Raw genomic sequence first — 22,133 nt, 5'->3', positions numbered from 1 at the left:
TATGGCAAGAGCATTTGGAATTGTCACATCTTCCGGAACCCATATCAAAGTAGAAGGACTTCAGCAGTATCGTCCGATCGGTGCTTTTTCTTTCCTTGGAAGATATCGTGTCATTGACTTTCCTATTTCAAATATGAGCAACAGCGGTATTGACCGTATTCAGGTATACGTAAAGCGCAAACCACGTTCACTGGTAGAGCATCTGGGTACCGGGCGCCATTACAACATCAACTCCAAGCGCGGCAAGCTCCAGCTGATGTTCTCTCAGAACAGTTCTGAGAATGATGTATATAATACCGATATTTCCGCTTTCGCAGAAAACATTGAATTCATCGAACGTATGCGTGAACCATATGTAATCATTGCTCCATCCTATATGGTATATGCAGCAAACTACAGTGAACTTCTTCAGGCACATATTGATTCCGATGCTGATATCACTCTTCTGTATCATTCCGTTGATAACGCAAGAGAAGCTTTCCTTAACTGCGATATTCTGAATCTAAACAAACAGAAGGGTGTCGAATCCATCGAAAAGAACCGTGGAAGCGCCCAGAAACGTAACATCTTTATGGATACTTACATCATGAAGAAAGAACTCTTCATCGAACTGATCAAAAAGGGCAAGAAAATTTCATCCATGTACACCCTTCCACAGATCGTAGCCGCTTCTCTTGGTGAGCTGGATGTTCGTGGTGTTGCACACAGAGGCTATTTTGCATCTGTTACTGACTTTAACAGTTACTATAATGCAAATATCTCTCTGATTGATATCAAGACTGCCGAAGGACTCTTCAATCCGGACTGGCCGATTTATACCAAAACCAACGACTCCTGCCCGACACAGTATCTGGAGGGTGCAGATGTCAAAAATTCTGTTATTTCCAACGGCTGCGTGATTGAGGGAACGGTAGAGAACTCTGTTATCGGCCGTGGCTGCCAGATCAAACCTGGTGCTGTCGTTAAAAACAGTGTTGTATTATCTCATACTGTTGTTGGTGAGAATGCTCATATTGAAAATCAGGTAATGGACAAATGGGCCAAAGTCATTCACGGCAATGAGATCATTGCAGAGGAAGGACATCCGGGATATATTCGCAGAGACGACATTCTCTAATGACCGAATCATTTATTAAAAATATTCTCTAACCTTCAAGAGGGCTGCCACAGTGATTATGTGAACAGCCCTCTTGATATCTTTCTGTTATATACTACACCTGAGTTTCTTTTTTCTCTTCTTTCATCATTGAAATATATTCATATTTCGGAAGCAGCGATGTTCCTTTGTACTCTTTACGATACTGTGTAAAAATGCGCTCCATAATATCTTTAATTTTACTTTCTTCTGTTTCAAAAAGAATGATCAGATACTGCATGGAACTGTAACGGGTGCATACATCCACACTCCGGATCTTTTTGCAGATTACATGTTCCATACATTCCAATGCCTCTTCGATGCTTTCAATATGCGGTGCAGAATCCGGCTGAGTTTCCATTGTTACCATTACAAGATGGTATTCGTATTTATACCGTGCACTCAGATGATTCATATATTCGAATACCCGGGCAAAACCACGATAATCGAGATTGAATACACCGGAATATTTTCCACTGTCATGCAATGCTTTCGCAATCATTTTCAGGTCTTTTCCGGTTCCGGCACTGCCAGACTCTTCATTTTCCATCTGCTGATAGAAGAAATAACTTCCCTTTCCATTCTGCTTCACATAATACAGCGCCTTATCTGCTTTTGAGTAACATTCCTCAAACGGATCACCTTTGTTTACTTCACAGATTCCGGCTGAAATATCTGCAAAACGAATCTCCATATCTTCCTCTTTGCACTGCTCGAATTTCTTCTGGATCCTTGTCACAATATCGATAATTTCTTCCTTCGAAACCTCCGACACAAACATCAGGAACTCGTCACCACCCAATCGGCAGACTACTGAATGCTGCGCATGCTCCATAAGCAGTGAACCGAAAAGTTTCAGCGCCCGGTCACCTGCCTTGTGTCCGTAAATATCATTGGTCTTTTTGAGATTATCCATATCCAGAAATACCAGATAGCCATTGTCCTGCTGCATAAACTGCGCCGCAAGTTTTTCGCCGCGGTTTCTCATCGGCAGTCCGGTCAGAAAATCGAATCCTTCGCTTTCTTCCTGTCTTTTCATCGTACTCATAACACTGGTGATAAATCTCTCAAACTCAAATTCTGTGTCCGAATCACCATCTTCATCGATTGCCACACGATTTTCATCCAGCAGTTTCAAAAATACATCTGCAATATCCGGATCAAACTGCTTTCCACGGCTCTGTAATATTTCATTATAAATCATTTCATCTGCCAGCGGATTCCTGTAAATTTTCCTTGATTTCATTGCATCGTAGCTGTCTGCTATCGCAATGATTCTGGCATACAGCGGGATTTCTTCTCCTTTAAGGCCATCCGGATATCCCTTTCCGTCATATCTTTCATGATGGCTTCTTGCCACTTCCTTCACATGATCGATCAGAGTGATATTTTTCAGTATTTCCGCACCGATGATCGTATGTTCTTTAATGACCGCATATTCCTCTTCTGTAAGGCGTGTCGGTTTATTCAAAATTGAATCTGGAATACCAATTCTTCCGATATCATATAAATGTGCTGCATTTCTGAGATTTCTGATTTCTTTTTTGTCCCATCCCAGTTCTTCAGCAATCAGCACCGCATATTCTGCCACACGATGAGAATGTCCTCTGGTGTATTCGTCTTTTGCCTCGATCGTCGTGGACAGTGTCTGCATCATCTGAAGCGAAATTGCCTCCATCTGGTTCCTGCGCTCATCCATTTCTATCTTCTGCCGGCTGCTCTCCATTGCCTGAATATCATGAATTGTTTTTATCAGATTCAGAACCAGCAGTATAGTCATTCCGATGCCGATAAATATTCCGGATATCGAAACCACAAAATAAGTTGAAAGTGATTCAATCAATACACAGAGCATGGCAAATACAAGCCCAACCAGTGTATACCCAGTTCCCTTGAAATAACCTTTTTTGTGGTCCTCAAATATCGTCACAAACACGATCACAACTGTAAGCGCAGTAAACTTCATTCACCACACCGGAATATTTGTCAGTATTTGTCCTCAGTTCAATACGAACTTCCTTGCCTGCATCTGCCGCAGATGTCGGACAGAACACATAGCTGCTTGCTGAATTCTTACCGACAAGCCGTGTATGCGAAGTATCATACCCCGCACGCAGTTCTCCTCCCACATAAAAAACAATCGACTGGAGCGATGAACGGATCATCAGTGTACTCTCTGTATAATCATCCGGAAGCTGCGTTACGATCGTCATGGTGTCTCTGGCTGGCACTTTATATTTTCCCGGAACCTGAATTGCCTCGCTGCTGCCGTCAGACTTTTGCCATACAAAATCGCCCTGATAAAGAATCTGACTTTTGGAAGTCCTCTCACTGTATTTACCCGGTCCGAAAAATTGCAGTATTACGACAATAAATGCGCATAATATCATCAGGCCATAAAACAGAAACCGCTTTTTTCGATTATCTGCATAACTTTCTTTTGTCAAAATCATTCTCCTTGATCGTATAAAATATAAGATTTTTTTCACAGTATACATTCGCTTATTCTATCTGTTTTACAATATTTTGCACTATATCTCAATCATACTGAACAAAAATACCGCCAAATGAAAGATACTTTTTTCCTTCATCTGGCGGTTGTATTACATAGTCAGATTCTATTATAAAAGAACTGTGATCGTCAGTCCGTTTCCTGTTTTGTTTTCTGCGGTAATCTTACCTTTGTGCGCCTGCACGATTGCCTTTACTACGGACAAACCGATGCCAGAACCTCCTGTACCGGAGTTTCTCGAACTGTCAAGGCGGTAGAATCGCTCAAACAGCACATCCAGTTTTCCCTGCGCACGGATATTTTTCAGTACCGTGATGCCATCCATCTTCGGCATCATAATATCCAGAATTGCACCGTCATAATGATCCGCTAAGTACACTATAAAGGTGGAACTTTAATTTTACTTTAAAGCAACTGTGAAGATTCTGTGTATTTAATTTTTGTTATGATTTCTGTTTTTATCTGTAGTAATGTCCCCCGGTAAAGGCTATCACAATGCATTCTGCTCCCTCTATGATCAGGAATGCGCCTACCAGAACACCCATCGAGAAAATCGTGATCATCGGACGGAAGATCAGAAGGATTCCGACGATCAGCCCCAGAATATTCAAAATCAGTGAGATTGTATAATACGTCATTCCGAAATGCATCTTCATATACTGGAGATGCGAAAGTCTGGAAATACAGTGTGCAATGATCCAGATTGGAAGAATCATTGCGATTGCCCATGTGCCTGCTCCCGGATGTGCGATCAGCATAAATCCCGCCATAATTCCAAGGATTCCGGTCACCAGAGAAACGACCGGTCCGAAACCTGTAAATCGTTCCATCTTCACATACAGGACAATGTCTCCGATTCCACTTATAACGGCTATCACCCCACACAGGATTACGATCCATGTGAGAACACCAACCGGCTGACGCATGATCACAATGCCGAGAATGATCAGAATCAGACCCATAATCAGTTCAAACCATCCGATATCAGACTGTCTTTTCATTGTCATCCGCCTCCTTTGCCTCAATTGCTGTTTCAGGTTTTGCTTCTGCCTGTACGTTATTGCCGTTCAGGATTGCCATAAACTCGTCACCGGTGATTGTTTCTTTTTCATAAAGATAGTTTGCAAGATCATCCAGTTTCTGACGGTTATCCAGAAGGATTTTCTTTGCTTTTTCATGCTCTCTCTTAACGAGTTCCACAACCTGGCGGTCAATTTCTTTCTGTGTATCCGCTGAGCATGCAAGGGATGCATCTCCTCCGAGATACTGGTTTGTCACTGTTTCCATTGCCACCATATCAAAATCATCGCTCATGCCATAACGGGTGATCATGGAACGTGCAATCTTGGTTGCCTGTTCGATATCGTTGGAAGCACCTGTTGTCACTTCACCAAAAACAACTTCTTCTGCGGCACGTCCACCGGTGAAAGTCGCAATCTTATTTTCCAGTTCTTTCTTCGTGAGAAGATATTTATCGCCCTGCTCTACCTGCATGGTGTAGCCAAGTGCACCGGAAGTTCTCGGGATGATCGTGATCTTCTGAACCGGTGCTGAATGTGTCTGCATGGCTGCCACAAGAGCATGTCCGATCTCATGGTATGAAACGACTTTTTTCTCCTGTGCAGAAAGTATTGCGTTTTTCTTCTGATAACCTGCGATAACTACTTCAATGCTTTCTTCAAGATCGGCTTCCGTTACCACTTCACGGTTGTCACGCACCGCACGAAGCGCGGCCTCATTCACAATATTTGCAAGTTCCGCACCGGACGCACCGGATGCCATTCTTGCAATCGTATGGAAATCTACATCATCAGAAAGCTGAACTTTCTTTGCATGTACTTTAAGAATCGCTTCACGACCTTCAAGATCCGGAAGTTCTACAGGTACACGGCGGTCGAAACGTCCCGGACGGGTCAGTGCCGGGTCAAGAGATTCCGGACGGTTGGTTGCCGCCAGAATGATAACTCCATTGTTGCCCTCGAAACCATCCATCTCCGTAAGGAGCTGGTTCAGAGTCTGTTCGCGCTCATCGTTTCCGCCTGCCATCTGTCCGTCACGCTTTTTACCGATGGCATCAATCTCATCAATAAATACAATGCATGGAGCTTTTTCTTTTGCCTGTTTAAAGAGATCACGTACTTTTGACGCACCCATACCAACAAACATTTCCACAAATTCAGAACCGGACATGGAGAAAAACGGTACGTTGGATTCACCCGCTACTGCTTTTGCCAGCATGGTCTTACCTGTTCCGGGAGGACCTACAAGCAAAACACCCTTCGGCATAGAGGCACCGACCTTTGTATATTTCTCCGGATTATGCAGATAATCCACGATCTCCTGCAGGTTTTCCTTTGCTTCTTCCTCACCTGCCACATCACTGAAGCGGATTCCTTCTGTTGACTGTACATAAACCTTTGCGTTGCTTTTTCCCATTCCGAATGCCATGGAATTTTTGCCGCCCATCTGACTCATCATTTTGCGGCTCATATACTGGCCTAACGCAATAAAGATCACAAGCGGAAGGACACCTGTCAGCAGAAAGCTTGCAACCGGAGACATCTGCTGGTCAATTTCTTTTGAAAATTTTGCTCCGGCTTTGTAAAGACGCTCTGTCAGTGTCGGATCTTCCATCACACCGGTTTTGTAAACCGTATTCGCATCATCCCTATCGGTAAAAAGGATCTGGTTATCCTCAATCTGTACGTCATCAATCTTTTTGTCCTCGATCTTTGACATAAACGTTCCATAGTCCACTTCCTTTACCATTGTTTTTGTAAGCATCGGTGTCACAAGCACATTAAAAACAATGATGATAAGAAGCACGATACCGTAATAATAAAACAACGGTTTCTTCGGAGATTTTACTTCCTTCATTCGTAGTTCCCCCTGTCTGAGTTTCTTTTTATTTTCACATATTATAATACCTGATTCTGCCGTTTTATATAGACAAAACCGGAAAAGTGTTCGCTTTTTCCACACTTTCCCGGTTTTGTCCTGTATTTTTCTTTTTCAAACGCTCTCTATCGATATGGATTCAATGCCTTTTCTGCAAGATCCGGAAAGTTTCCGATAATTGCATGCACACCGATCCGTGCAAAATATCCCATACTGAGGAAGAAAATGCTCGCGGGTACTGCGTCATTTGACGCAGCGGTATTTTCCTTCCCGGTATGGGATCTGTCTGTCGTATATACTATATTATTATTTAAACTCAGAACCTGCGGAAGCGCGTGTACCTGTGCTCCAGAAGTTCCTCTTCTGATAAACTGTCATATTTTTTCAGAAAATCGTCAATCCGGTTATCCAGTTCTTCCGTTACCTGCCACATACTTTCCGGTGTCAGATTCTCCGGTTCCGGGATCACCTGCTCAATGATTCCCTTCTCATAAAGATCAGCAGCCGTCAGCTTCATAACCTCTGCCGCCTCTTTTGCCTTCGTACTGTCTTTCCAGAGAATACTCGCAAAACCTTCCGGAGAAAGAATGGAATACACGGAATTTTCCAGCATCCATACCTGATCTCCTGCTGCAAGTGCAAGCGCACCGCCACTTCCGCCTTCTCCGGTCACAACCGAAAGAACCGGTGTTTTCAATCCGGCAAGTTCCCATAAATTACGGGCAATCGCCTCACCCTGTCCGCGTTCTTCCGCTTCGATTCCGCAAAATGCCCCCGGTGTATCGACAAAACAGATAACCGGACGGTGAAATTTCTCCGCCTGTTTCATCAGACGCAGCGCTTTGCGGTAGCCTTCCGGCATCGGCATACCGAAGTTATGTGCAATGTTTTCTTTCGTGTTTGTTCCTTTTTCCTGTACAATGACCGTGACCGGTCTGCCGTGAAATTTCGCGATTCCGCCGATGATTGCCTTATCATCACCGTAATTGCGGTCACCATGGAATTCCATAAAATCTGTAAAAAGAGCTTTTATATAATCACTGCCGGACGGTCGGTCGATCTTACGTGAAAGCTGCACACGATCCCATGCTGTGAGGTAAGGGTTGATGTCGGCAGACTCAAAATCTGACTCCGATGAAGATTTCGCTGAGTGCATTTCATCTATTGAATCGTCTGAGGAATTGGAAATCTCATGCATCTCCAGAATCTTCCCAAGCGTCTCTTTCAGATTCTCACGTCTTACAATATCATCAACAAATCCGTGCTCTACAAGAAATTCTGCTCTCTGGAAACCCTTTGGCAGTTTCTGGCGAATCGTCTGCTCGATCACACGAGGTCCCGCAAAACCGATCAATGCCCCAGGTTCCGCAAGAATAATGTCTCCCAGCATCGCAAAACTTGCCGTCACTCCACCGGTCGTCGGCTCAGTCAGAATACTGACATAAAGAAGCCCTGCTTTACTGTGGCGTTCAAGTGCCGCGGACGTTTTTGCCATCTGCATCAGAGATGTGATTCCCTCCTGCATTCTGGCTCCACCGGAACAGGCAAAAATAATGACCGGAAGTTTCTCCTTAGTCGCGCGTTCTACCGCTCTCGTGATTTTTTCTCCGACAGCCCAGCCCATGCTCGCCATCAGGAATCTTCCATCACAGACAGCAATTACGGTTTCCCTTCCGTTAATTTTTCCTTTTCCCGTGACAACTGCCTCTTTCAGCCCACTCTTTGCCTGAAGAGCATTCACCTTTTCCGGATATCCCTTATAATTCATCGGATTTTCACCGATCAGGTCATGCTCCCATTCCTCAAAGGTTCCCTCATCCATCACCATCTGGATTCTGCGATATGCATGAACACGAAAATATCCGCCACATTTCGGACAGGTATAATTATTCTGTTTGACATCTTCTGTGATGATCGCTGCACCGCATTTGTTACACTTACGAAGAAGTCCTTCCGGCACTTCCGGTCTGGAAGCGCGTGCTGCATTATGGCTCTGTATTCTGGAAACAATTCTTGTCTTTTTGAACATGTTGTCCAATTTCATAATCGTCAGTTCGCCTCCATCCGCTCAATAAATTCCACATCGGTGTTTCCTGATTGAAAATCCGGGTTCTCCAGAATTTCATACTGATAGTCTACATTGGTGTCGATTCCCTCGATGATCACCTCACCAAGCGCACTCTGCATCTTGCGTATTGCTTCTGTACGATTCTTTGCCCACACGATCACCTTCGCGATCATAGAATCATAATACGGCGGGATCGTATAACCACTGTAAACTGCGGAATCGATGCGGATTCCTTTTCCTCCCGGAAAATACATATCCGTAATCGTGCCCGGTGAAGGCCGGAAACCTTTCGCCGGATTTTCTGCGTTGATCCTGCACTCAATTGCATGACCGGTCAGATGAATATCCTCCTGGCTTAAGGAAAGCGGCAGTCCGGATGCAATACGTATCTGCTCTTTGACAAGATCCACACCTGTTACCCACTCGGTCACCGGATGCTCAACCTGAATACGGGTATTCATCTCCATAAAATAGAATCTTCCTTCTTTATCAAGAAGAAACTCTATCGTTCCGGCATTTTCATAACCGGCTGCTTTTGCTGCCTTTACGGCGGCATCACCCATTTTCTTACGAAGTTCCTCTGAAATCACTTCGCACGGAGATTCCTCAATCATCTTCTGATGATTTCTCTGAATAGAACAGTCACGCTCGCCCAGATGAATCACATTTCCAAACTTGTCCGCCATGATCTGAAATTCAATGTGTCTCGGATGGCGCACAAAATGTTCTACATACATGGTAGAATCTCCAAAAGCCATCTGCGTTTCTTTCTGCGCGGTGCGGAAACTTTCCTCAAAATCCGCCGGTGTATCAGCCACACGCATGCCTTTTCCGCCACCGCCAAGCGCGGCTTTAATAATAACCGGATATCCGATCGTTTCCGCTTCTTTCTGCCCTTCTTCTACTGTGTAGATTGGATTTTTGCCACCCGGAATGATCGGAACGCCAGCATTTGCCATGGTATTTTTTGCCGCCTGTTTGTTACCGAGACTTGCGATCACATTTGCCGGAGGTCCGATAAATGTGATGTTGCACTGCTCACAAAGTTCTGCAAAACGGCTGTTTTCCGAGAGAAATCCAAATCCCGGGTGAATTGCATCGGCGCCTGTAACAATTGTTGCACTGATGATGTTTTCCATGCTGAGGTAACTCTGGGAGGACGGAGCCGGTCCGATGCAGACTGCTTCATCTGCAAGCTGTGTATGCAGGGCATCTCTGTCTGCCTCTGAATAAACAGCTACGGTCTCTATTCCCATTTCTCTGCATGCACGGATGATCCGCACAGCAATCTCTCCCCGATTTGCAATCAGCACTTTTTTAATCATTGTGTGTCACCTATCCAATCATAAAAGTCAGTTCTGCATCAACAACTACTTTGCCATCAACGCTTGCAACCGCATGGCCGACGCCAACCGGTCCTTTGCATTTGATAATCGTTGTTTCCAGACGGAGCTTGTCTCCCGGAACAACTTTTCCGCGAAATCTGCAGTTTTTGATTCCGCCAAAATATGCAATCTTGCCTTTGTTTTCTTCGAGACTCAAGATTGCCACAGCACCTGTCTGTGCAAGTGCTTCCACCATCAGGACTCCCGGCATGACCGGTTCCTGCGGAAAATGTCCCTTAAAAAAATCCTCACGAAAAGTCACGCATTTATAACCGATGGCAAACTTACCCGGCTCATAATCCTCGATATAATCCACAAGAAGAAATGGATGTCTGTGAGGAAGAATCTGTTCTATTTCTTTTACACCTAATCTATTCATAATCTATACTCCCGTTCGCAATGAACAACTTATACACATTGCTTTCTTAGTACGTCCGAATTGTCCACTCTTTTCTCCGTAACTTTACACAATGCGGAACAATGGCTGTCCATACTCCACTGCCTGTCCATTCTCTACATAAATTTCTGCAACTTTTCCGTCAAAATCACTCTCAATTTCATTCATCAGCTTCATCGCTTCTACGATTGCAAGTGTCTGTCCTTTTTTTACAGAATCTCCGACAGAAACAAACGGTTCCGCGTCCTCCGATGGTGCTGCATAAAAAGTTCCGACCAGTGGAGATTTGACGATCTGGCCTTCCGGCTCATCTGATTTTTGCTGTACGATATCTGACTCTTTCAGTCTTGTATTTCCTGCTGTCTGCATATTTTCAAGTCCCATAACAGGTATATCAGATGTATTTCCTGCAACCACCACAGTTTCTTTTTTCTTTTTCAGATGAATGCTGCTTCCGTTTTCTTCATAGGAAAACTCTGTCAGCTCAGAGTCTGACACAGTTTTTATTAATGTAAGAAGATTTTCAAATTCCATTATTTATCAACCCTCATATTTCTTTACAAGAAGTGTTGCATTGTGTCCGCCGAATCCGAGTGAATTGCTCATTGCATAGCGGATTTCTTTGTCAATCGGTGCACCGATCGCATAATTCAGATCACACTCTTCATCCGGCTCCGTTGTTCCGACTGTCTGATGGATAAAACCATCTTCCAGAGATTTAACACATGTCACAAACTCCACACCACCGGCTGCTCCAAGAAGATGTCCGATCATGGATTTTGTAGAATTTACAACCAGATTTTTTGCCGCATCACCAAATGCCTTATGGATAGCTCTTGTCTCAAACAGGTCATTGTGATGGGTACTTGTTCCATGTGCATTGATATATTCAACCTCGGATGGCTGTACACCCGCTTCTTCCATGGCAAGTTCCATTGCTCTGGCCGCTCCTGCCCCATCCTCTGCCGGGGATGTGATATGAAATGCATCTGCTGTTGCACCATAACCAACCAGTTCTGCATAAATTCTGGCACCTCTTGCTTTTGCATGTTCCAGTTCTTCAAGAACAACGATTCCGGCACCTTCCCCAAGTACAAAGCCACTTCTGTCTTTATCAAACGGAATGGACGCTCTTGTGGTATCTTCTGTTTTAGTAAGTGCGGTAAGTGCGGTAAACCCGGCTACACCGGTTGGGCAGATACAGCTTTCGGTTCCTCCCGCCAGCATAACCTCTGCATCCCCGTACTGAATCGCACGGAACGCATCGCCGATACTGTGTGTTCCCGAAGCGCAGGCTGTTACAACGTCAGTACATTTGCCGCGAAGCCCAAACTGAATGGAGATATTTCCTGCTGCCATATTGGAGATCATCATCGGCACCATCAGCGGATTAACTTTTCCCGGTCCCTTCGTGATGATTTTTTCATAGTTATTTTCAACCTGCGGAAGGCTTCCGATTCCTGATCCGACGATCACGCCGACACGGAAAGAATCTTCTTTTTCCATATCAATACCGGAATCTTCAAGTGCTTCCTTTGCCGCTGTTACTGCATACTGGCAGAACGGATCCATACGTCTTGCCGATCTCGGATCCATATGGTCTTTTGCATTAAAATCCTTTACTTCTGCGGCAATTTTTACTTTGTAATCTGTGGTGTCAAACTTTGTGATCGGTCCGATACCGACCTTTCCGGCACGGATACCTGCCCAGAAATCTTTTACATTATTCCCGATAGGAGTGACTGCACCAAGTCCGGTGACAACTACTCGTCTCTTACTCATATGACCATACCTCCGTCAACCTGAATTACCTGTCCTGTAATGTATGCTGCATCATCTGACGCCAGAAAAGCTACTGTTTTTGCAATGTCTTCCGGTTTTCCGAAATGGCCGAGCGGAATCTGTGCGGCAGATGCTTTTTTTACTTCTTCGGATAATACTGCTGTCATCTCTGTCTCAATGAATCCCGGTGCCACTGCATTAACTGTAACCCCACGGGATGCAAGCTCTCTTGCCGCGCTTTTTGTCATGCCGATGATTCCTGCTTTGGATGCCGCATAGTTTGCCTGTCCTGCATTTCCGGCAATTCCGACTACAGATGCCATACTGATAATTCGACCGCAGCGCTGGCGGAGCATCTGTCTAGAAACAAAACGCATCATATTGAAAGTCCCCTTGAGGTTGACATCGATCACACTGTCAAAATCTGCTTCTGACATTCCCATCAGAAGTCCGTCTTTTGTGATTCCGGCATTGTTTACCAGAATGTCGATACTTCCATGTGTTTTTACGATATCTTTTACTGCTCTTTCACAGGCCGCAAAATCAGCCACATTCCACTGTCTGATTTCTGCCTCGCCACCTTTTTCCTCAATTTCTTTCTGTACTTCTTTTGCACGTTCTTCCGAACCATTATAATTGATCACAACTGCTGCACCTCTTGATGCAAGTTCCAGGGCAATGGCTCTTCCGATTCCTCTGGATGCGCCGGTCACAACAGCTACTTTCTTTTTATTCTGCTCTGCCACTTATTTCTCTCCTCTCGGCATCTGGCTATATCTGTCTATTTCTGTTTCAGTTCCTCGCACACCGAAACAGCTTCTTCCCAGCTTCCGATGTGATAAGCTTTTACATTTTTATCAATTTTTCGAAGGAATCCGGTCAGTGTTTTGCCCGGTCCAATCTCCACAAAAGTATCTACACCTTCGCGGATCATGGTCTCCACACTCTGCTGCCAGCGAACAGAACCGCTAACCTGCGCTACCAGAAGTCCTTCAATTTTTCCGCAGTCCGTGACAACTTCCGCATTGATATTTGCCACATATGGCAACTTCAATGGGTTCATGCTGACTCCGGCAAAAACCTTCGCCAGTTCTTCTCCTGCCGGCTGCATCATCGGTGAATGAAAAGGCCCACTGACTTTAAGCGGAAGTACTCTTCTTGCACCTGCTTCCTTAAGCGCATTTCCTGCTTCGTCAACTGCCTTCGCCTCTCCGGTGATCACAATCTGACCCGGACAGTTATAATTCGCAATGGATACGCCCTCTCTGTCTCTTAAAACATCCTCGATCACGCCTGCGTCAAGGCCGAGTACCGCGGACATTGCTCCTGTTCCTTCCGGTGCTGCATGTTCCATAAAAATTCCTCTTGCACGCACCGTACGGATCGCATCCAGATCACACATCCCGCCTGCCACCGCAATTGCGCAGTACTCACCAAGACTTAAACCGGCCGTCATATCAGCATGAAGTCCCATGGCTTCTACAGCTCTTGTCATCGCAAGACAGGCAGTTACCATTGCCACCTGTGTATATTCTGTTTTGTTCAGAAGATCATTTTCTTCGAAACAGAGTTTCTTCAGATCCAGTGAAACCACTTCGGATGCCTGATCAAATACAGCTTTTGATAAAGGGCTTTTTTCATAAAAATCTGCGCCCATTCCAACAGCCTGTGCCCCCTGTCCCGGATAAATAAAAGCAATCTTACTCATTTGCACTTACTCCATTCATCAGTTTGCAGGCTTCTGATACTGTCGAGCTGATAATGTCTGCACAGGTGCGTTCCTCTTTGATCATTCCTGCTATCTGTCCTGCCATCAGACTTCCGTTCTTTGTATCACCTTCCTGAACTGCTTTTCTTAAGCTTCCCAGGGTAAGCTGTTCCAGTTCTTCAAACGGTGCTCCGGATTTTTCCAGTTCCAGATATTTACGCGCCATATCATTACGCAGAACACGGATCGGATGACCGGTACTTCTTCCTGTAACACGGCTGTCGATATCTTTTGCTTTAAGAATGCTGTTTTTATAGTTTTCATGAATCACAGATTCTTTGGATGCAGCAAAAACAGTTCCCATCTGGATTCCTTTTGCGCCAAGCATAAATGCCGCCGCCATTCCTCTGCCGTCTGCAATGCCGCCGGCGGCAATCACCGGAATGTTCACTGCATCTGCGACCTGCGGAACCAGCACCATCGTAGTAAGTTCTCCGATATGTCCGCCTGCTTCGCATCCTTCCGCAACGACTGCATCTGCGCCACAGCGTTCCATACGTTTTGCAAGTGCTACAGATGCTACGACCGGAATCACTTTAACTCCGGCTGCTTTCCAGTCTGCCATGTATTTTTCCGGGCTTCCGGCTCCTGTGGTCACGACTTTCACGCCTTCTTCCACAATTACCTTCGCGACTTTTTCTGATTCCGGATTCATCAGCATAATATTGACACCAAACGGTTTATCGGTCAGTTTTTTTGTTTCCCGGATCTGCTCTCTTACCCATTCTGCCGGTGCTCCGCCTGCTGCGATCAGTCCAAGACCGCCTGCATTGGATACGGCTGCTGCCAGATGACATTCTGCCACCCATGCCATACCGCCCTGAATCACCGGATATTCAATTCCCAATAATTCTGTGATTTCTGTCTTCATAATAAAATCCTCTTAATCTGCAGCTCTTATGCCTGATGCTCTGTCAGGTAATTCATTGCATCTGCTACAGTTGTAATCTTTTCAAGGTCTTCACTCGGAATCTCTACAGAGAATTCTTCCTCGAGTGCCATTGCCAGTTCAAAGAGATCAAGAGAGTCTGCATGAAGATCATCCATGAAAGAGGTCTCTGCTGTGATCTCTGCTGCATTTGCTCCTAAAGTTTCTGCTGTAAGTTCAATAATTCTTTCTAACATTTTCGTTTTCTCCTTTTTTACAATTCATTTTTTATTTTAGAATATCTACTTTTATATTGAGGATATCTGCTTTTATATTTGAAATTTTCAGCCCTTGATATCCCACTCCAGAATACTGGCTCCCCACGAAAGGCCTGCTCCAAAACCTGCCAGAACAAGTTTCTGTCCCTTTTTCAGGACACCATTTCGGTTCAGTTCATGCAAAAGAATCGGAATGCTGGCAGATGAGGTATTTCCGTAATCCTGAAGATTCATCGGAAATTTCTCCATTCCTATATGAAGCCGTCTTGCAACTGCATCCACAATCCTTGCATTCGCCTGATGAAGAACAAACCAGTCAATATCCTCCACAGAAAGTTCATTTTCTTTTAAAACTTCCTGTATCACCTGTGGAACTTTGCGGACTGCAAACTGAAAGACATCCTTGCCATTCATGGTAATGTATTCTGTTTTTGCTTCTCTGCCATCTTTATCAATACTGCGGATCCTGTTTCTGACACCCGGACCCGTAAGTGCTGCACCGCCACTTCCATCCGAGTGTGCCGCCGGACGGTAAGTTTTTCCCTCTGCTGCCTGAATCAGAACCGCTCCGGCTCCGTCTCCAAACAAAATGCAGGTACCGCGGTCTGTCCAGTCAACCAACCTCGAAATGCTCTCACTTCCGATTACAAGCACGGTTCGGTAAATACCAGATGCAATGTATGCCTGTGCAGTATTGTAAGCAAAAAGAAATCCGCTGCAAGCGGCATTAAGATCAAATCCGACCGCTCCATCCGCTCCAAGTGCTTCCTGCACCCGACAGGCAGTGCACGGAAAAATCTGATCCGGTGAACCTGTTGCAACAAGGATCATGTCGATCTCACCCGGTGAAATTCCGGCTTCTTCAACTGCCTGGCGTCCCGCCTCGCATGCCATCGAAACTGTCGTTTCTTTTTCTGCGATGCGCCGCCTTCTCACGCCCGTCCTTTCCCGGATCCACTCATCGCTGGTGTCTACAAAGCCTGCAATTTCTTTATTATCCAGAATACGCTCCGGTACACAGGCTCCCGTTCCCCGGATGACACCGGTTATGGTCTGTTCTTTATTCATAATTGTTGTTTCCTCATATTCTTATTTGTTTTGGTTTTAGAATATTTTGATTATCAAAGTATATATCTAAAAAAAGAGAATGTCAAGAAAAAAATCAACACTTTTTTATTCATGCTTTTCTTCCCCGACCATTCCCCTGTAGACGAATCAGACCAAATGCCAGAAACAGACTGAAAATATAAGAAATCCCAAAAATCTGTCCGATTGCCTTCGGACCGCGGTATGCCGGTGGCTGAAAGGATGCCTCATCACCTTCCGCAGTTACTTCTGTTGCTTCCAGAACTTTATGAAAAGCCAGCAATACAGAGCTTCTTGTCAGTGTCTTGCTGGTTTCCTTGCGGGAAATAAGAAGTTCCCCACTGTATTCGCCATTTTTCTTATGTTTTACTGTGTAGGAAAATTCCAGACCGGATAAAGTATGCAGCGTCTGATCCTGATATGTCAGAACTGCATCCCATAAAAGAACGTCAAGCTCTTCCTGTGTTTTGCCCTCAATGATACCTCTGTGAAGTTCTTTGATGCTCTGTCCATCTGCCGACATGGTTTCTCCTGCCTCTTTCCGTTCCCTGATTTTATTTTATTGAAATAGTTACAAATAAACTTCAAAAACTGTATCTTACTTTCTTGCAATTTTGAATCCATACTCATTGATCTCATCGATCGCCTGAATCGCGGCTGCCAGCTTACAGTCTTTAAGAGCCTGCGCCAGCGCCAGATGCTGCGGAATCGTAGCCAGCCAGATAGAGTCATTTCCATTCTGGGAATCTTCCTGCTGAATAAAACGATATGAACGAATCTTGTTGATCATCTGCTCAATCGCATTATTTCGACCGATCTTGTACAGGCTGTCATGAAAACTGCGGTCCAGCACATGGCTGTAAAGATTATCAGAAGCCAGGCGAACCATCTCTGTTGCTGTAGCTAGCAGCTGGTCTTTTTCCTGAATCGTGCCTCTCTCCATCGCATTTTTTACTGCTTCGTGATCAAGCGCACTCTGAAGCTCCTCCATCTCCGTCAACGAACAGTTCGTAAGCTGAATCGTCAGAGAATTATTCTCTCCATATGGATTATTAATAAACACACCGCTTCCGGTCTTTACATATATCAGCCCCCTGTCTTCCAGTATACGCAGAGCTTCACGTACTGAATTTCTGCTTGTCTGAAGCATAGAGGACATATCACGCTCGGATGGAAGTTTATCTCCCGGCTGCAGATTATTCATCTGAATATAACGATAAATCGAATCCGAGATTTTCAGATACAGAGATTTTTTCTCGATCGGCTTCATCGAGATTCTGTTTCCCTGATCCGAAGAAGTATTTGTTTCATTATTCATAAAGTTTCCTCAATTTCTATAAATTTCTGCTCTCTGCAGAATCCACGATACAGAGAAGCTGCCAGTGGCAGCTTCTCTCGCATACTTTGACACCAAATAAAAGGACTCAATATCCCTGATGGACACTGAATCCTTTTAATTATAAGGAAATCTTATAGAAACGTCAATAGAGGCTCCCCGATTAAACCGGTATTATTCCTCTGCTGATTTTCCGGATAACTGAAGATACTCTTCGTATGCCGGAGAATCTTTTGTGATCTTTTTGATTCCGAATCCTGTGAATCCCCAGAGGATTGCAAAGAATACACCTGTGTAGCAGAGAACTGCCCACGGAGCATACTGAACAGTCGGTACACCAAGTACAGATGTCATATATACACCTGCCAGTGACCACGGTACCAGCGGCTCTACGACTGTAATGCTGTCTTCCAAAGATCTGGAAAGGTTTTTGGACTCAAGTCCGCGTTTGATGTATTCCGGACGGAACATACCACCGATCATAAGGAATGTTACGGTAGCTTCTCCGATTACTGTAATCATAACTACGCCAAGAGCAACAGTCAGTGTGATCAGCTGGCCGGTACCATGAATATGTTTCATGATACGTTCCAGAATCAGTTCCATACTTCCGCATACGGTAAGTGCGCCGATGAAGGAGAAACCACAGAATGCCATCAATGCGGTGTTCATCATGGAACTCATACCACCTCTCTGAAGAAGGTTCGGTATCTGCTCAACAATATTTTCAAGATCTACAGATGTGTGAAGCATTTCCATCTTGAACCCGCTTACCATACTTGCTGCGCAGTCTGAGAAAGAGAATCCCTGAATTGCCATGGCAATTACTACTGCAACTGCTGAAGAAATGATCATAACCGGAATTGTAGGTTTTTTCATAAGTGATCCTGCGATTACGATCACGCATGGAATCAGAAGAAGCAGTCCTGTCGGCATGGAAAGATTGAAAAGTTTACCAAGAGTATTGATGATCTCATCTACCTGTCCAACCTGTGAATCACTTGCAAAATGTGCTCCTGCGACCAGATAAACAATACAGCTTACGATAAATCCAGGAACGGTTGTATAAAACATATGTCCGATATGCTGATACAGGTTTGTCTCTGTTGCAATGGCAGACATATTTGTACTGTCAGAAAGTGGTGACATTTTATCTCCGAAGTATGCACCTGCTACGATCGCACCTGCAACTGCCGGAAGCGGTGCTCCCATACCTGCTGCCACACTGATAAGAGCGGCTCCTACTGTACCTGCTGCTCCCCAGGAAGTACCTGTACTTACAGAAAGGATTACAGTAACGAGGAAGGAAGTGATGATAATATATTTAGGGCTGATGATCTGAAGTCCGATATATACAAGGAACGGAATTGTTCCGCTTACTACCCATGCGCCGATCATAAGACCTACGCAGATCAGGATCATGATCGCCGGGAAAGCTTTTGCAAGTTTCGCAACAATCTCATCTTCAATATCTTTCCATGTGTGTCCCTGATACATGCACACACAGATTGTAAATGCTGCACAGATGATCAGAAGGATCTTGATATCAATGCTGTAAATTACCAGTCCCGTAAAGAGGACAACAAACATAAAAATCAATGGCAGTACTGCCGTAAAAAGCGTTGGTTTCCTGATTTCTTTCTTCTTTGCTTCCATGAAAGTTCTCCTTTATGAAATTTTGTCAAGCGCCTGTTTCAGATCTGCGATCAGGTTTTCTGTTCCTTCAAGTCCACAGTGGATTCTGACGATATTACGTGATACATTCAGGAATGCACACTGCTCGTCTGTCCAGTTGTACGTATAAGCGATTGCAAGGCTCTCGAATCCGCCCCATGAGCATCCTTTTTCAAAGAGTTTCAGACTGTTTACAAAGGTCTCTGTCTCTTCAAGTGTTCCGTCGATTTCAAGGCTCATCAGACCACATTCACCCTTCTGCTGTTTTCTCGCAAGTTCATACTGTGGGTGAGACGGAAGTCCTGTAAAGAATACACGTTTTACTTTTGGCTGTTTTTCAAGGAATTTTGCAACTTCCATTGCTGTCTCATAATGTCTCTGCATACGTACATCAAGTGTACGGAGTCCACGGATTGCAAGCCATGCTTCCATAGGTCCCATAACACCGCCGAACCAGTCTCTCTGAACCATAAGGTCACGCATCAGCTGTTCATCTTTGGAAACAAGTACTCCACCTACCAGGTCGCTGTGTCCGCCGATGTATTTTGTCATTGTATGCATAACAATGTCGATTCCCATATCCAGTGGCTTCTGGAAAAGCGGTGTGGAATATGTGTTGTCGATGTAAGTTTTAATGCCGTGTTCTTTTGCGAGTTTTGCAACACCTTCCAGATCTACAACATTGAATAAGAGGGTTGTAGGGCTCTCAAGAATGATCATCTTTGTTTCCGGACGGATCGCATCTTCAAATTCTTTGACTGTTCTTCCGTCTACATATGTAACAGAAACATTGTATTTCGGTCCAAGGAACTCATCAAGAAGATGCTGTACCGGGCCATAGCTTTCTTTAATGCAGATTACATTGCTTCCTGCTGTGCAGACTCTTAAGATTGCCGCTGCGCATGCTGCCATTCCTGCAGAAAATACAACTGCTCTTGAACCGTGCTCCAGTGCTGCGATCTTTTTCTCAAGAATTGCAACAGTCGGGTTGGATGCTCTTCCATAGTAAAATTCATCATTAAAAATATCTACATCAAAATAGTCTTTCACTGTGTCGAATACATGAAGTGAGTTCATGAAAATCGGTGGTGTAACTGATTTCATGTATTTATGCGGATCTTCACCCACATGTGTCATTGCCAGTAAATCCTGATTGTCTGTCATTTCTTTCTTTCCTTTCTTTGCACATTTCTCTGGTTCTGTGGTACTGTGGTTGATTGGTTGAACCAATTTATGATGTCATTATACAATATTTGTTACTTATGTCAATATACTTAAATAAAATATTATATTTTTATCTCTTATGCACAATTTGGATCAACAAATTTTGGTGGTTTTTCATACAGAGAAAAAGAAAAACACCAGTCTATCAAGCCTGACTTTCCATATTACAGCCTGATAAACCGGTGCCTAATTATTTATTCAGTTCAACAATTCTTGTACATACTTTCCCTATCAGTTCCGGGTTGTGGCTGACTACCAGCATCCCGATATCCCGCCGTTCTGTCTCCTCTATGAGGAAATGCCAGATTTGGCTCTGGGTAATAAGATCCAGCATGGTTGTAATCTCATCCGCGAGAAGAAAACGTGTTCTCTGTCCCAAAGCCCTTGCAATGCAGAATCGCTGAAGTTCTCCTCCCGAAAGTTCTGTCGGAAATCTGTTCATCCAGTCGGGTTCTATTCCCAGCTTTTCAATCAGTTCCGAATCTGTCCTGTCTCCCTCTTCGATTACATTTTTCATGCGAAGTCTCGGATTTACCGCCTGCTCCGGGTGCTGCCAGATCATCTGTACCGGGCAGTATGTACCATACTCTTTAAGTGTTTTGCCGTCAAGAAGTACCTCGCCGCTTTGCGGCATTTCGTATCCGGACAGAATCTTACACAGAGTTGTTTTTCCAAAGCCGCTGGGAGCTATGATTCCCACACGTTCACTGCTGTCTGCACTCAGGCTGAACTGACTCAATATCTGTCTGCCTTTTTCCTCATACCAAAAGGACAGATCTCTGACCTCAAGTTTCATAATATGCACCTCACATATCCACTTCCGGAAACTTTCCATGGAATTTCACCCTGACATTCCCGCGATGCCATGTCACATCGCGGTGCAAACGGACATCCCTGCAGATTATCTTTTACATAGGGCTGTACACCACCAATATAATGAAAACCATGCTTCGGCATTGCACGCCAGAGTGCTCTGCTATATGGATGGCGCAGAGTTTCTTCTCTCTCAAAATCATCCACCGACGCATCTTCTATCGTATGTCCGGCATAAAATACCTGTACCCTGTCCACTGTTTCCAACGCAAGCTCCAGGTCATGTGTAATGACCAGAACGGCAGCTCCCATATCTGCAAGCTGCCGGAAATGTTCCATTGCACGTTTTGCAAGTTTCGGATCCAGTCCCGGTGTCGGCTCATCTGCAATAACCAGCTTAGGATTTTCGACCAACGCTGTAGAGATCATAATTCTTCTGGTCATTCCTCCGGAAAGCTCAAACGGATACTGCTCCTGAACCTTTTTGTCCAGCGAATATTCCTCAAAAATTGTATCCAGACGATGCTTCTTTTCTTTATCTTTCTGTCCTTTGCAGATCTGCCTCCCTACCTTCATCAGAGGATCCAGATAAGCCGTACTCTGTGGAACCAGAACAATCTCTTTTCCCCGCAGTTTTCGAATGTTTTTTTCTGTCAGAGGCTTTCCGCAGTATCGTATTTCTCCACCCATTTCTGCATTATATGGCAGAATCCCCAGGATTCCATGTGCCAGCAGACTTTTGCCGGAGCCGGAAGAGCCGACTACTGCCACCATTTCTCCTGCGTGGATTGTGACACTTAAGTCTTTGATCACAGACAGTTCTGTCTGTTGCATTCCCTTTTGGTACTGGGTAAAGGATATTTTCAAATTGTTGATTTCCAGAATTTTTTCCTTATCCATTTTAATCTC

At 44.6% G+C, this 22,133-nt stretch carries 22 protein-coding genes; 1 reads left to right on the top strand and 21 read right to left on the bottom strand.

The window, feature by feature from the left end; all coding sequences use genetic code 11:
• Position 1: 1 nt before the first annotated feature.
• Positions 2-1,117: a glucose-1-phosphate adenylyltransferase subunit GlgD gene (glgD, locus tag BQ7344_RS11625; RefSeq protein ID WP_072522676.1), complete on the top strand. Its 1,116-nt coding sequence runs from the start codon at positions 2-4 to the stop codon at positions 1,115-1,117.
• Between the two features lie 94 nt (positions 1,118-1,211).
• On the opposite strand, the gene BQ7344_RS11620 is transcribed toward glgD, so the two are convergent.
• From BQ7344_RS11620 to BQ7344_RS11525, 21 genes are all read right to left on the bottom strand, one after another.
• A complete protein-coding gene (locus BQ7344_RS11620; RefSeq protein ID WP_119246839.1) occupies positions 1,212-3,101 on the bottom strand; it encodes an HD domain-containing phosphohydrolase in 1,890 nt (629 codons plus the stop codon).
• On the bottom strand, positions 3,052-3,582 hold the full coding sequence (locus tag BQ7344_RS16065; RefSeq protein WP_117942737.1) for a hypothetical protein: 531 nt from the start codon (positions 3,580-3,582) through the stop codon (positions 3,052-3,054). Before BQ7344_RS16065 ends, BQ7344_RS11620 begins: the two co-directional genes overlap by 50 nt.
• Before the next feature lie 174 nt (positions 3,583-3,756).
• Entirely contained in the window at positions 3,757-4,026 is a 270-nt protein-coding gene (locus BQ7344_RS16985; protein WP_072522675.1) for an ATP-binding protein, read from the bottom strand.
• 79 nt (positions 4,027-4,105) lie between these two features.
• Positions 4,106-4,648 carry an HdeD family acid-resistance protein gene (locus tag BQ7344_RS11610; RefSeq protein WP_072522674.1) on the bottom strand — a complete coding sequence of 181 codons (543 nt, stop codon included), beginning with the start codon at positions 4,646-4,648 and terminating at the stop codon, positions 4,106-4,108.
• Positions 4,632-6,524: an ATP-dependent zinc metalloprotease FtsH gene (gene ftsH / locus BQ7344_RS11605; RefSeq protein ID WP_072522673.1), complete on the bottom strand. Its 1,893-nt coding sequence runs from the start codon at positions 6,522-6,524 to the stop codon at positions 4,632-4,634. Before ftsH ends, BQ7344_RS11610 begins: the two co-directional genes overlap by 17 nt.
• Positions 6,525-6,861: 337 nt before the next feature.
• Positions 6,862-8,589 carry an acetyl-CoA carboxylase carboxyltransferase subunit alpha gene (locus BQ7344_RS11600; protein WP_072522672.1) on the bottom strand — a complete coding sequence of 576 codons (1,728 nt, stop codon included), beginning with the start codon at positions 8,587-8,589 and terminating at the stop codon, positions 6,862-6,864.
• A gap of 5 nt (positions 8,590-8,594) precedes the next feature.
• Positions 8,595-9,938 (bottom strand): acetyl-CoA carboxylase biotin carboxylase subunit, encoded by a 1,344-nt coding sequence (locus BQ7344_RS11595; protein WP_072522671.1) that lies wholly within the window; start codon positions 9,936-9,938, stop codon positions 8,595-8,597.
• A 10-nt stretch (positions 9,939-9,948) separates the two neighbouring features.
• Positions 9,949-10,377: a 3-hydroxyacyl-ACP dehydratase FabZ gene (gene fabZ / locus BQ7344_RS11590; RefSeq protein ID WP_015540652.1), complete on the bottom strand. Its 429-nt coding sequence runs from the start codon at positions 10,375-10,377 to the stop codon at positions 9,949-9,951.
• Positions 10,378-10,461: 84 nt separating this feature from the next.
• Complete coding sequence (gene accB / locus BQ7344_RS11585; RefSeq protein ID WP_072522670.1) at positions 10,462-10,929, bottom strand: acetyl-CoA carboxylase biotin carboxyl carrier protein; 468 nt, start codon at positions 10,927-10,929, stop codon at positions 10,462-10,464.
• Between the two features lie 6 nt (positions 10,930-10,935).
• Positions 10,936-12,177 (bottom strand): beta-ketoacyl-ACP synthase II, encoded by a 1,242-nt coding sequence (fabF, locus tag BQ7344_RS11580; protein WP_072522669.1) that lies wholly within the window; start codon positions 12,175-12,177, stop codon positions 10,936-10,938.
• Positions 12,174-12,923: a 3-oxoacyl-[acyl-carrier-protein] reductase gene (gene fabG / locus BQ7344_RS11575; protein ID WP_072522668.1), complete on the bottom strand. Its 750-nt coding sequence runs from the start codon at positions 12,921-12,923 to the stop codon at positions 12,174-12,176. Before fabG ends, fabF begins: the two co-directional genes overlap by 4 nt.
• A gap of 35 nt (positions 12,924-12,958) precedes the next feature.
• Complete coding sequence (gene fabD, locus BQ7344_RS11570) at positions 12,959-13,885, bottom strand: ACP S-malonyltransferase (RefSeq protein WP_072522667.1); 927 nt, start codon at positions 13,883-13,885, stop codon at positions 12,959-12,961.
• Positions 13,878-14,816 (bottom strand): enoyl-[acyl-carrier-protein] reductase FabK, encoded by a 939-nt coding sequence (fabK, locus tag BQ7344_RS11565; RefSeq protein ID WP_072522666.1) that lies wholly within the window; start codon positions 14,814-14,816, stop codon positions 13,878-13,880. Before fabK ends, fabD begins: the two co-directional genes overlap by 8 nt.
• Positions 14,817-14,842: 26 nt before the next feature.
• Positions 14,843-15,070, bottom strand: a complete 228-nt coding sequence (acpP, locus tag BQ7344_RS11560; RefSeq protein WP_015540647.1) for an acyl carrier protein — start codon at positions 15,068-15,070, stop codon at positions 14,843-14,845.
• Between the two features lie 87 nt (positions 15,071-15,157).
• Positions 15,158-16,159: a beta-ketoacyl-ACP synthase III gene (locus tag BQ7344_RS11555; protein WP_200793044.1), complete on the bottom strand. Its 1,002-nt coding sequence runs from the start codon at positions 16,157-16,159 to the stop codon at positions 15,158-15,160.
• 109 nt (positions 16,160-16,268) lie between these two features.
• Positions 16,269-16,700, bottom strand: a complete 432-nt coding sequence (locus tag BQ7344_RS11550) for a hypothetical protein (RefSeq protein WP_072522665.1) — start codon at positions 16,698-16,700, stop codon at positions 16,269-16,271.
• A gap of 75 nt (positions 16,701-16,775) precedes the next feature.
• Entirely contained in the window at positions 16,776-17,495 is a 720-nt protein-coding gene (locus BQ7344_RS11545; protein ID WP_072522664.1) for a FadR/GntR family transcriptional regulator, read from the bottom strand.
• Positions 17,496-17,687: 192 nt separating this feature from the next.
• Positions 17,688-19,169: a Na+/H+ antiporter NhaC gene (gene nhaC, locus BQ7344_RS11540; RefSeq protein WP_072522663.1), complete on the bottom strand. Its 1,482-nt coding sequence runs from the start codon at positions 19,167-19,169 to the stop codon at positions 17,688-17,690.
• A 12-nt stretch (positions 19,170-19,181) separates the two neighbouring features.
• The gene (locus tag BQ7344_RS11535; RefSeq protein WP_072522662.1) at positions 19,182-20,351 is read right to left on the bottom strand and encodes a trans-sulfuration enzyme family protein; all 1,170 of its coding nucleotides are present in this window, start codon (positions 20,349-20,351) and stop codon (positions 19,182-19,184) included.
• A 250-nt stretch (positions 20,352-20,601) separates the two neighbouring features.
• Positions 20,602-21,207 (bottom strand): ABC transporter ATP-binding protein, encoded by a 606-nt coding sequence (locus BQ7344_RS11530; RefSeq protein WP_072522661.1) that lies wholly within the window; start codon positions 21,205-21,207, stop codon positions 20,602-20,604.
• Positions 21,204-22,124 carry an ABC transporter ATP-binding protein gene (locus tag BQ7344_RS11525; RefSeq protein ID WP_072522660.1) on the bottom strand — a complete coding sequence of 307 codons (921 nt, stop codon included), beginning with the start codon at positions 22,122-22,124 and terminating at the stop codon, positions 21,204-21,206. The genes BQ7344_RS11530 and BQ7344_RS11525 overlap by 4 nt, the downstream gene beginning before the upstream one ends.
• Positions 22,125-22,133 lie beyond the last annotated feature (9 nt).

Origin of the sequence: Blautia sp. Marseille-P3087 (genome assembly GCF_900120195.1) — a bacterium.
In the GTDB taxonomy this organism is placed as follows: Bacteria; Bacillota; Clostridia; order Lachnospirales; family Lachnospiraceae; genus Blautia_A.
Note: the sequence above shows the minus strand (reverse complement) of the source record. Positions and strands in the feature narration are given on the sequence as shown.

What these genes read in the sequence shown, in the direction of transcription:
- fabD (WP_072522667.1), bottom strand. Translation starts at nt 13,885, where the DNA reads ATGAGTAAGATTGCTTTTATTTATCCGGGACAGGGGGCACAGGCTGTT.
- BQ7344_RS11525 (WP_072522660.1), bottom strand. Translation starts at nt 22,124, where the DNA reads ATGGATAAGGAAAAAATTCTGGAAATCAACAATTTGAAAATATCCTTT.
- BQ7344_RS11545 (WP_072522664.1), bottom strand. Translation starts at nt 17,495, where the DNA reads ATGAATAATGAAACAAATACTTCTTCGGATCAGGGAAACAGAATCTCG.
- BQ7344_RS11595 (WP_072522671.1), bottom strand. Translation starts at nt 9,938, where the DNA reads ATGATTAAAAAAGTGCTGATTGCAAATCGGGGAGAGATTGCTGTGCGG.
- BQ7344_RS11610 (WP_072522674.1), bottom strand. Translation starts at nt 4,648, where the DNA reads ATGAAAAGACAGTCTGATATCGGATGGTTTGAACTGATTATGGGTCTG.
- ftsH (WP_072522673.1), bottom strand. Translation starts at nt 6,524, where the DNA reads ATGAAGGAAGTAAAATCTCCGAAGAAACCGTTGTTTTATTATTACGGT.
- BQ7344_RS11620 (WP_119246839.1), bottom strand. Translation starts at nt 3,101, where the DNA reads ATGAAGTTTACTGCGCTTACAGTTGTGATCGTGTTTGTGACGATATTT.
- BQ7344_RS11530 (WP_072522661.1), bottom strand. Translation starts at nt 21,207, where the DNA reads ATGAAACTTGAGGTCAGAGATCTGTCCTTTTGGTATGAGGAAAAAGGC.
- BQ7344_RS11555 (WP_200793044.1), bottom strand. Translation starts at nt 16,159, where the DNA reads ATGAATAAAGAACAGACCATAACCGGTGTCATCCGGGGAACGGGAGCC.
- fabK (WP_072522666.1), bottom strand. Translation starts at nt 14,816, where the DNA reads ATGAAGACAGAAATCACAGAATTATTGGGAATTGAATATCCGGTGATT.
- nhaC (WP_072522663.1), bottom strand. Translation starts at nt 19,169, where the DNA reads ATGGAAGCAAAGAAGAAAGAAATCAGGAAACCAACGCTTTTTACGGCA.
- fabF (WP_072522669.1), bottom strand. Translation starts at nt 12,177, where the DNA reads ATGAGTAAGAGACGAGTAGTTGTCACCGGACTTGGTGCAGTCACTCCT.
- acpP (WP_015540647.1), bottom strand. Translation starts at nt 15,070, where the DNA reads ATGTTAGAAAGAATTATTGAACTTACAGCAGAAACTTTAGGAGCAAAT.
- accB (WP_072522670.1), bottom strand. Translation starts at nt 10,929, where the DNA reads ATGGAATTTGAAAATCTTCTTACATTAATAAAAACTGTGTCAGACTCT.
- glgD (WP_072522676.1), top strand. Translation starts at nt 2, where the DNA reads ATGGCAAGAGCATTTGGAATTGTCACATCTTCCGGAACCCATATCAAA.
- BQ7344_RS11550 (WP_072522665.1), bottom strand. Translation starts at nt 16,700, where the DNA reads ATGTCGGCAGATGGACAGAGCATCAAAGAACTTCACAGAGGTATCATT.
- fabZ (WP_015540652.1), bottom strand. Translation starts at nt 10,377, where the DNA reads ATGAATAGATTAGGTGTAAAAGAAATAGAACAGATTCTTCCTCACAGA.
- BQ7344_RS11600 (WP_072522672.1), bottom strand. Translation starts at nt 8,589, where the DNA reads ATGAAATTGGACAACATGTTCAAAAAGACAAGAATTGTTTCCAGAATA.
- BQ7344_RS11535 (WP_072522662.1), bottom strand. Translation starts at nt 20,351, where the DNA reads ATGACAGACAATCAGGATTTACTGGCAATGACACATGTGGGTGAAGAT.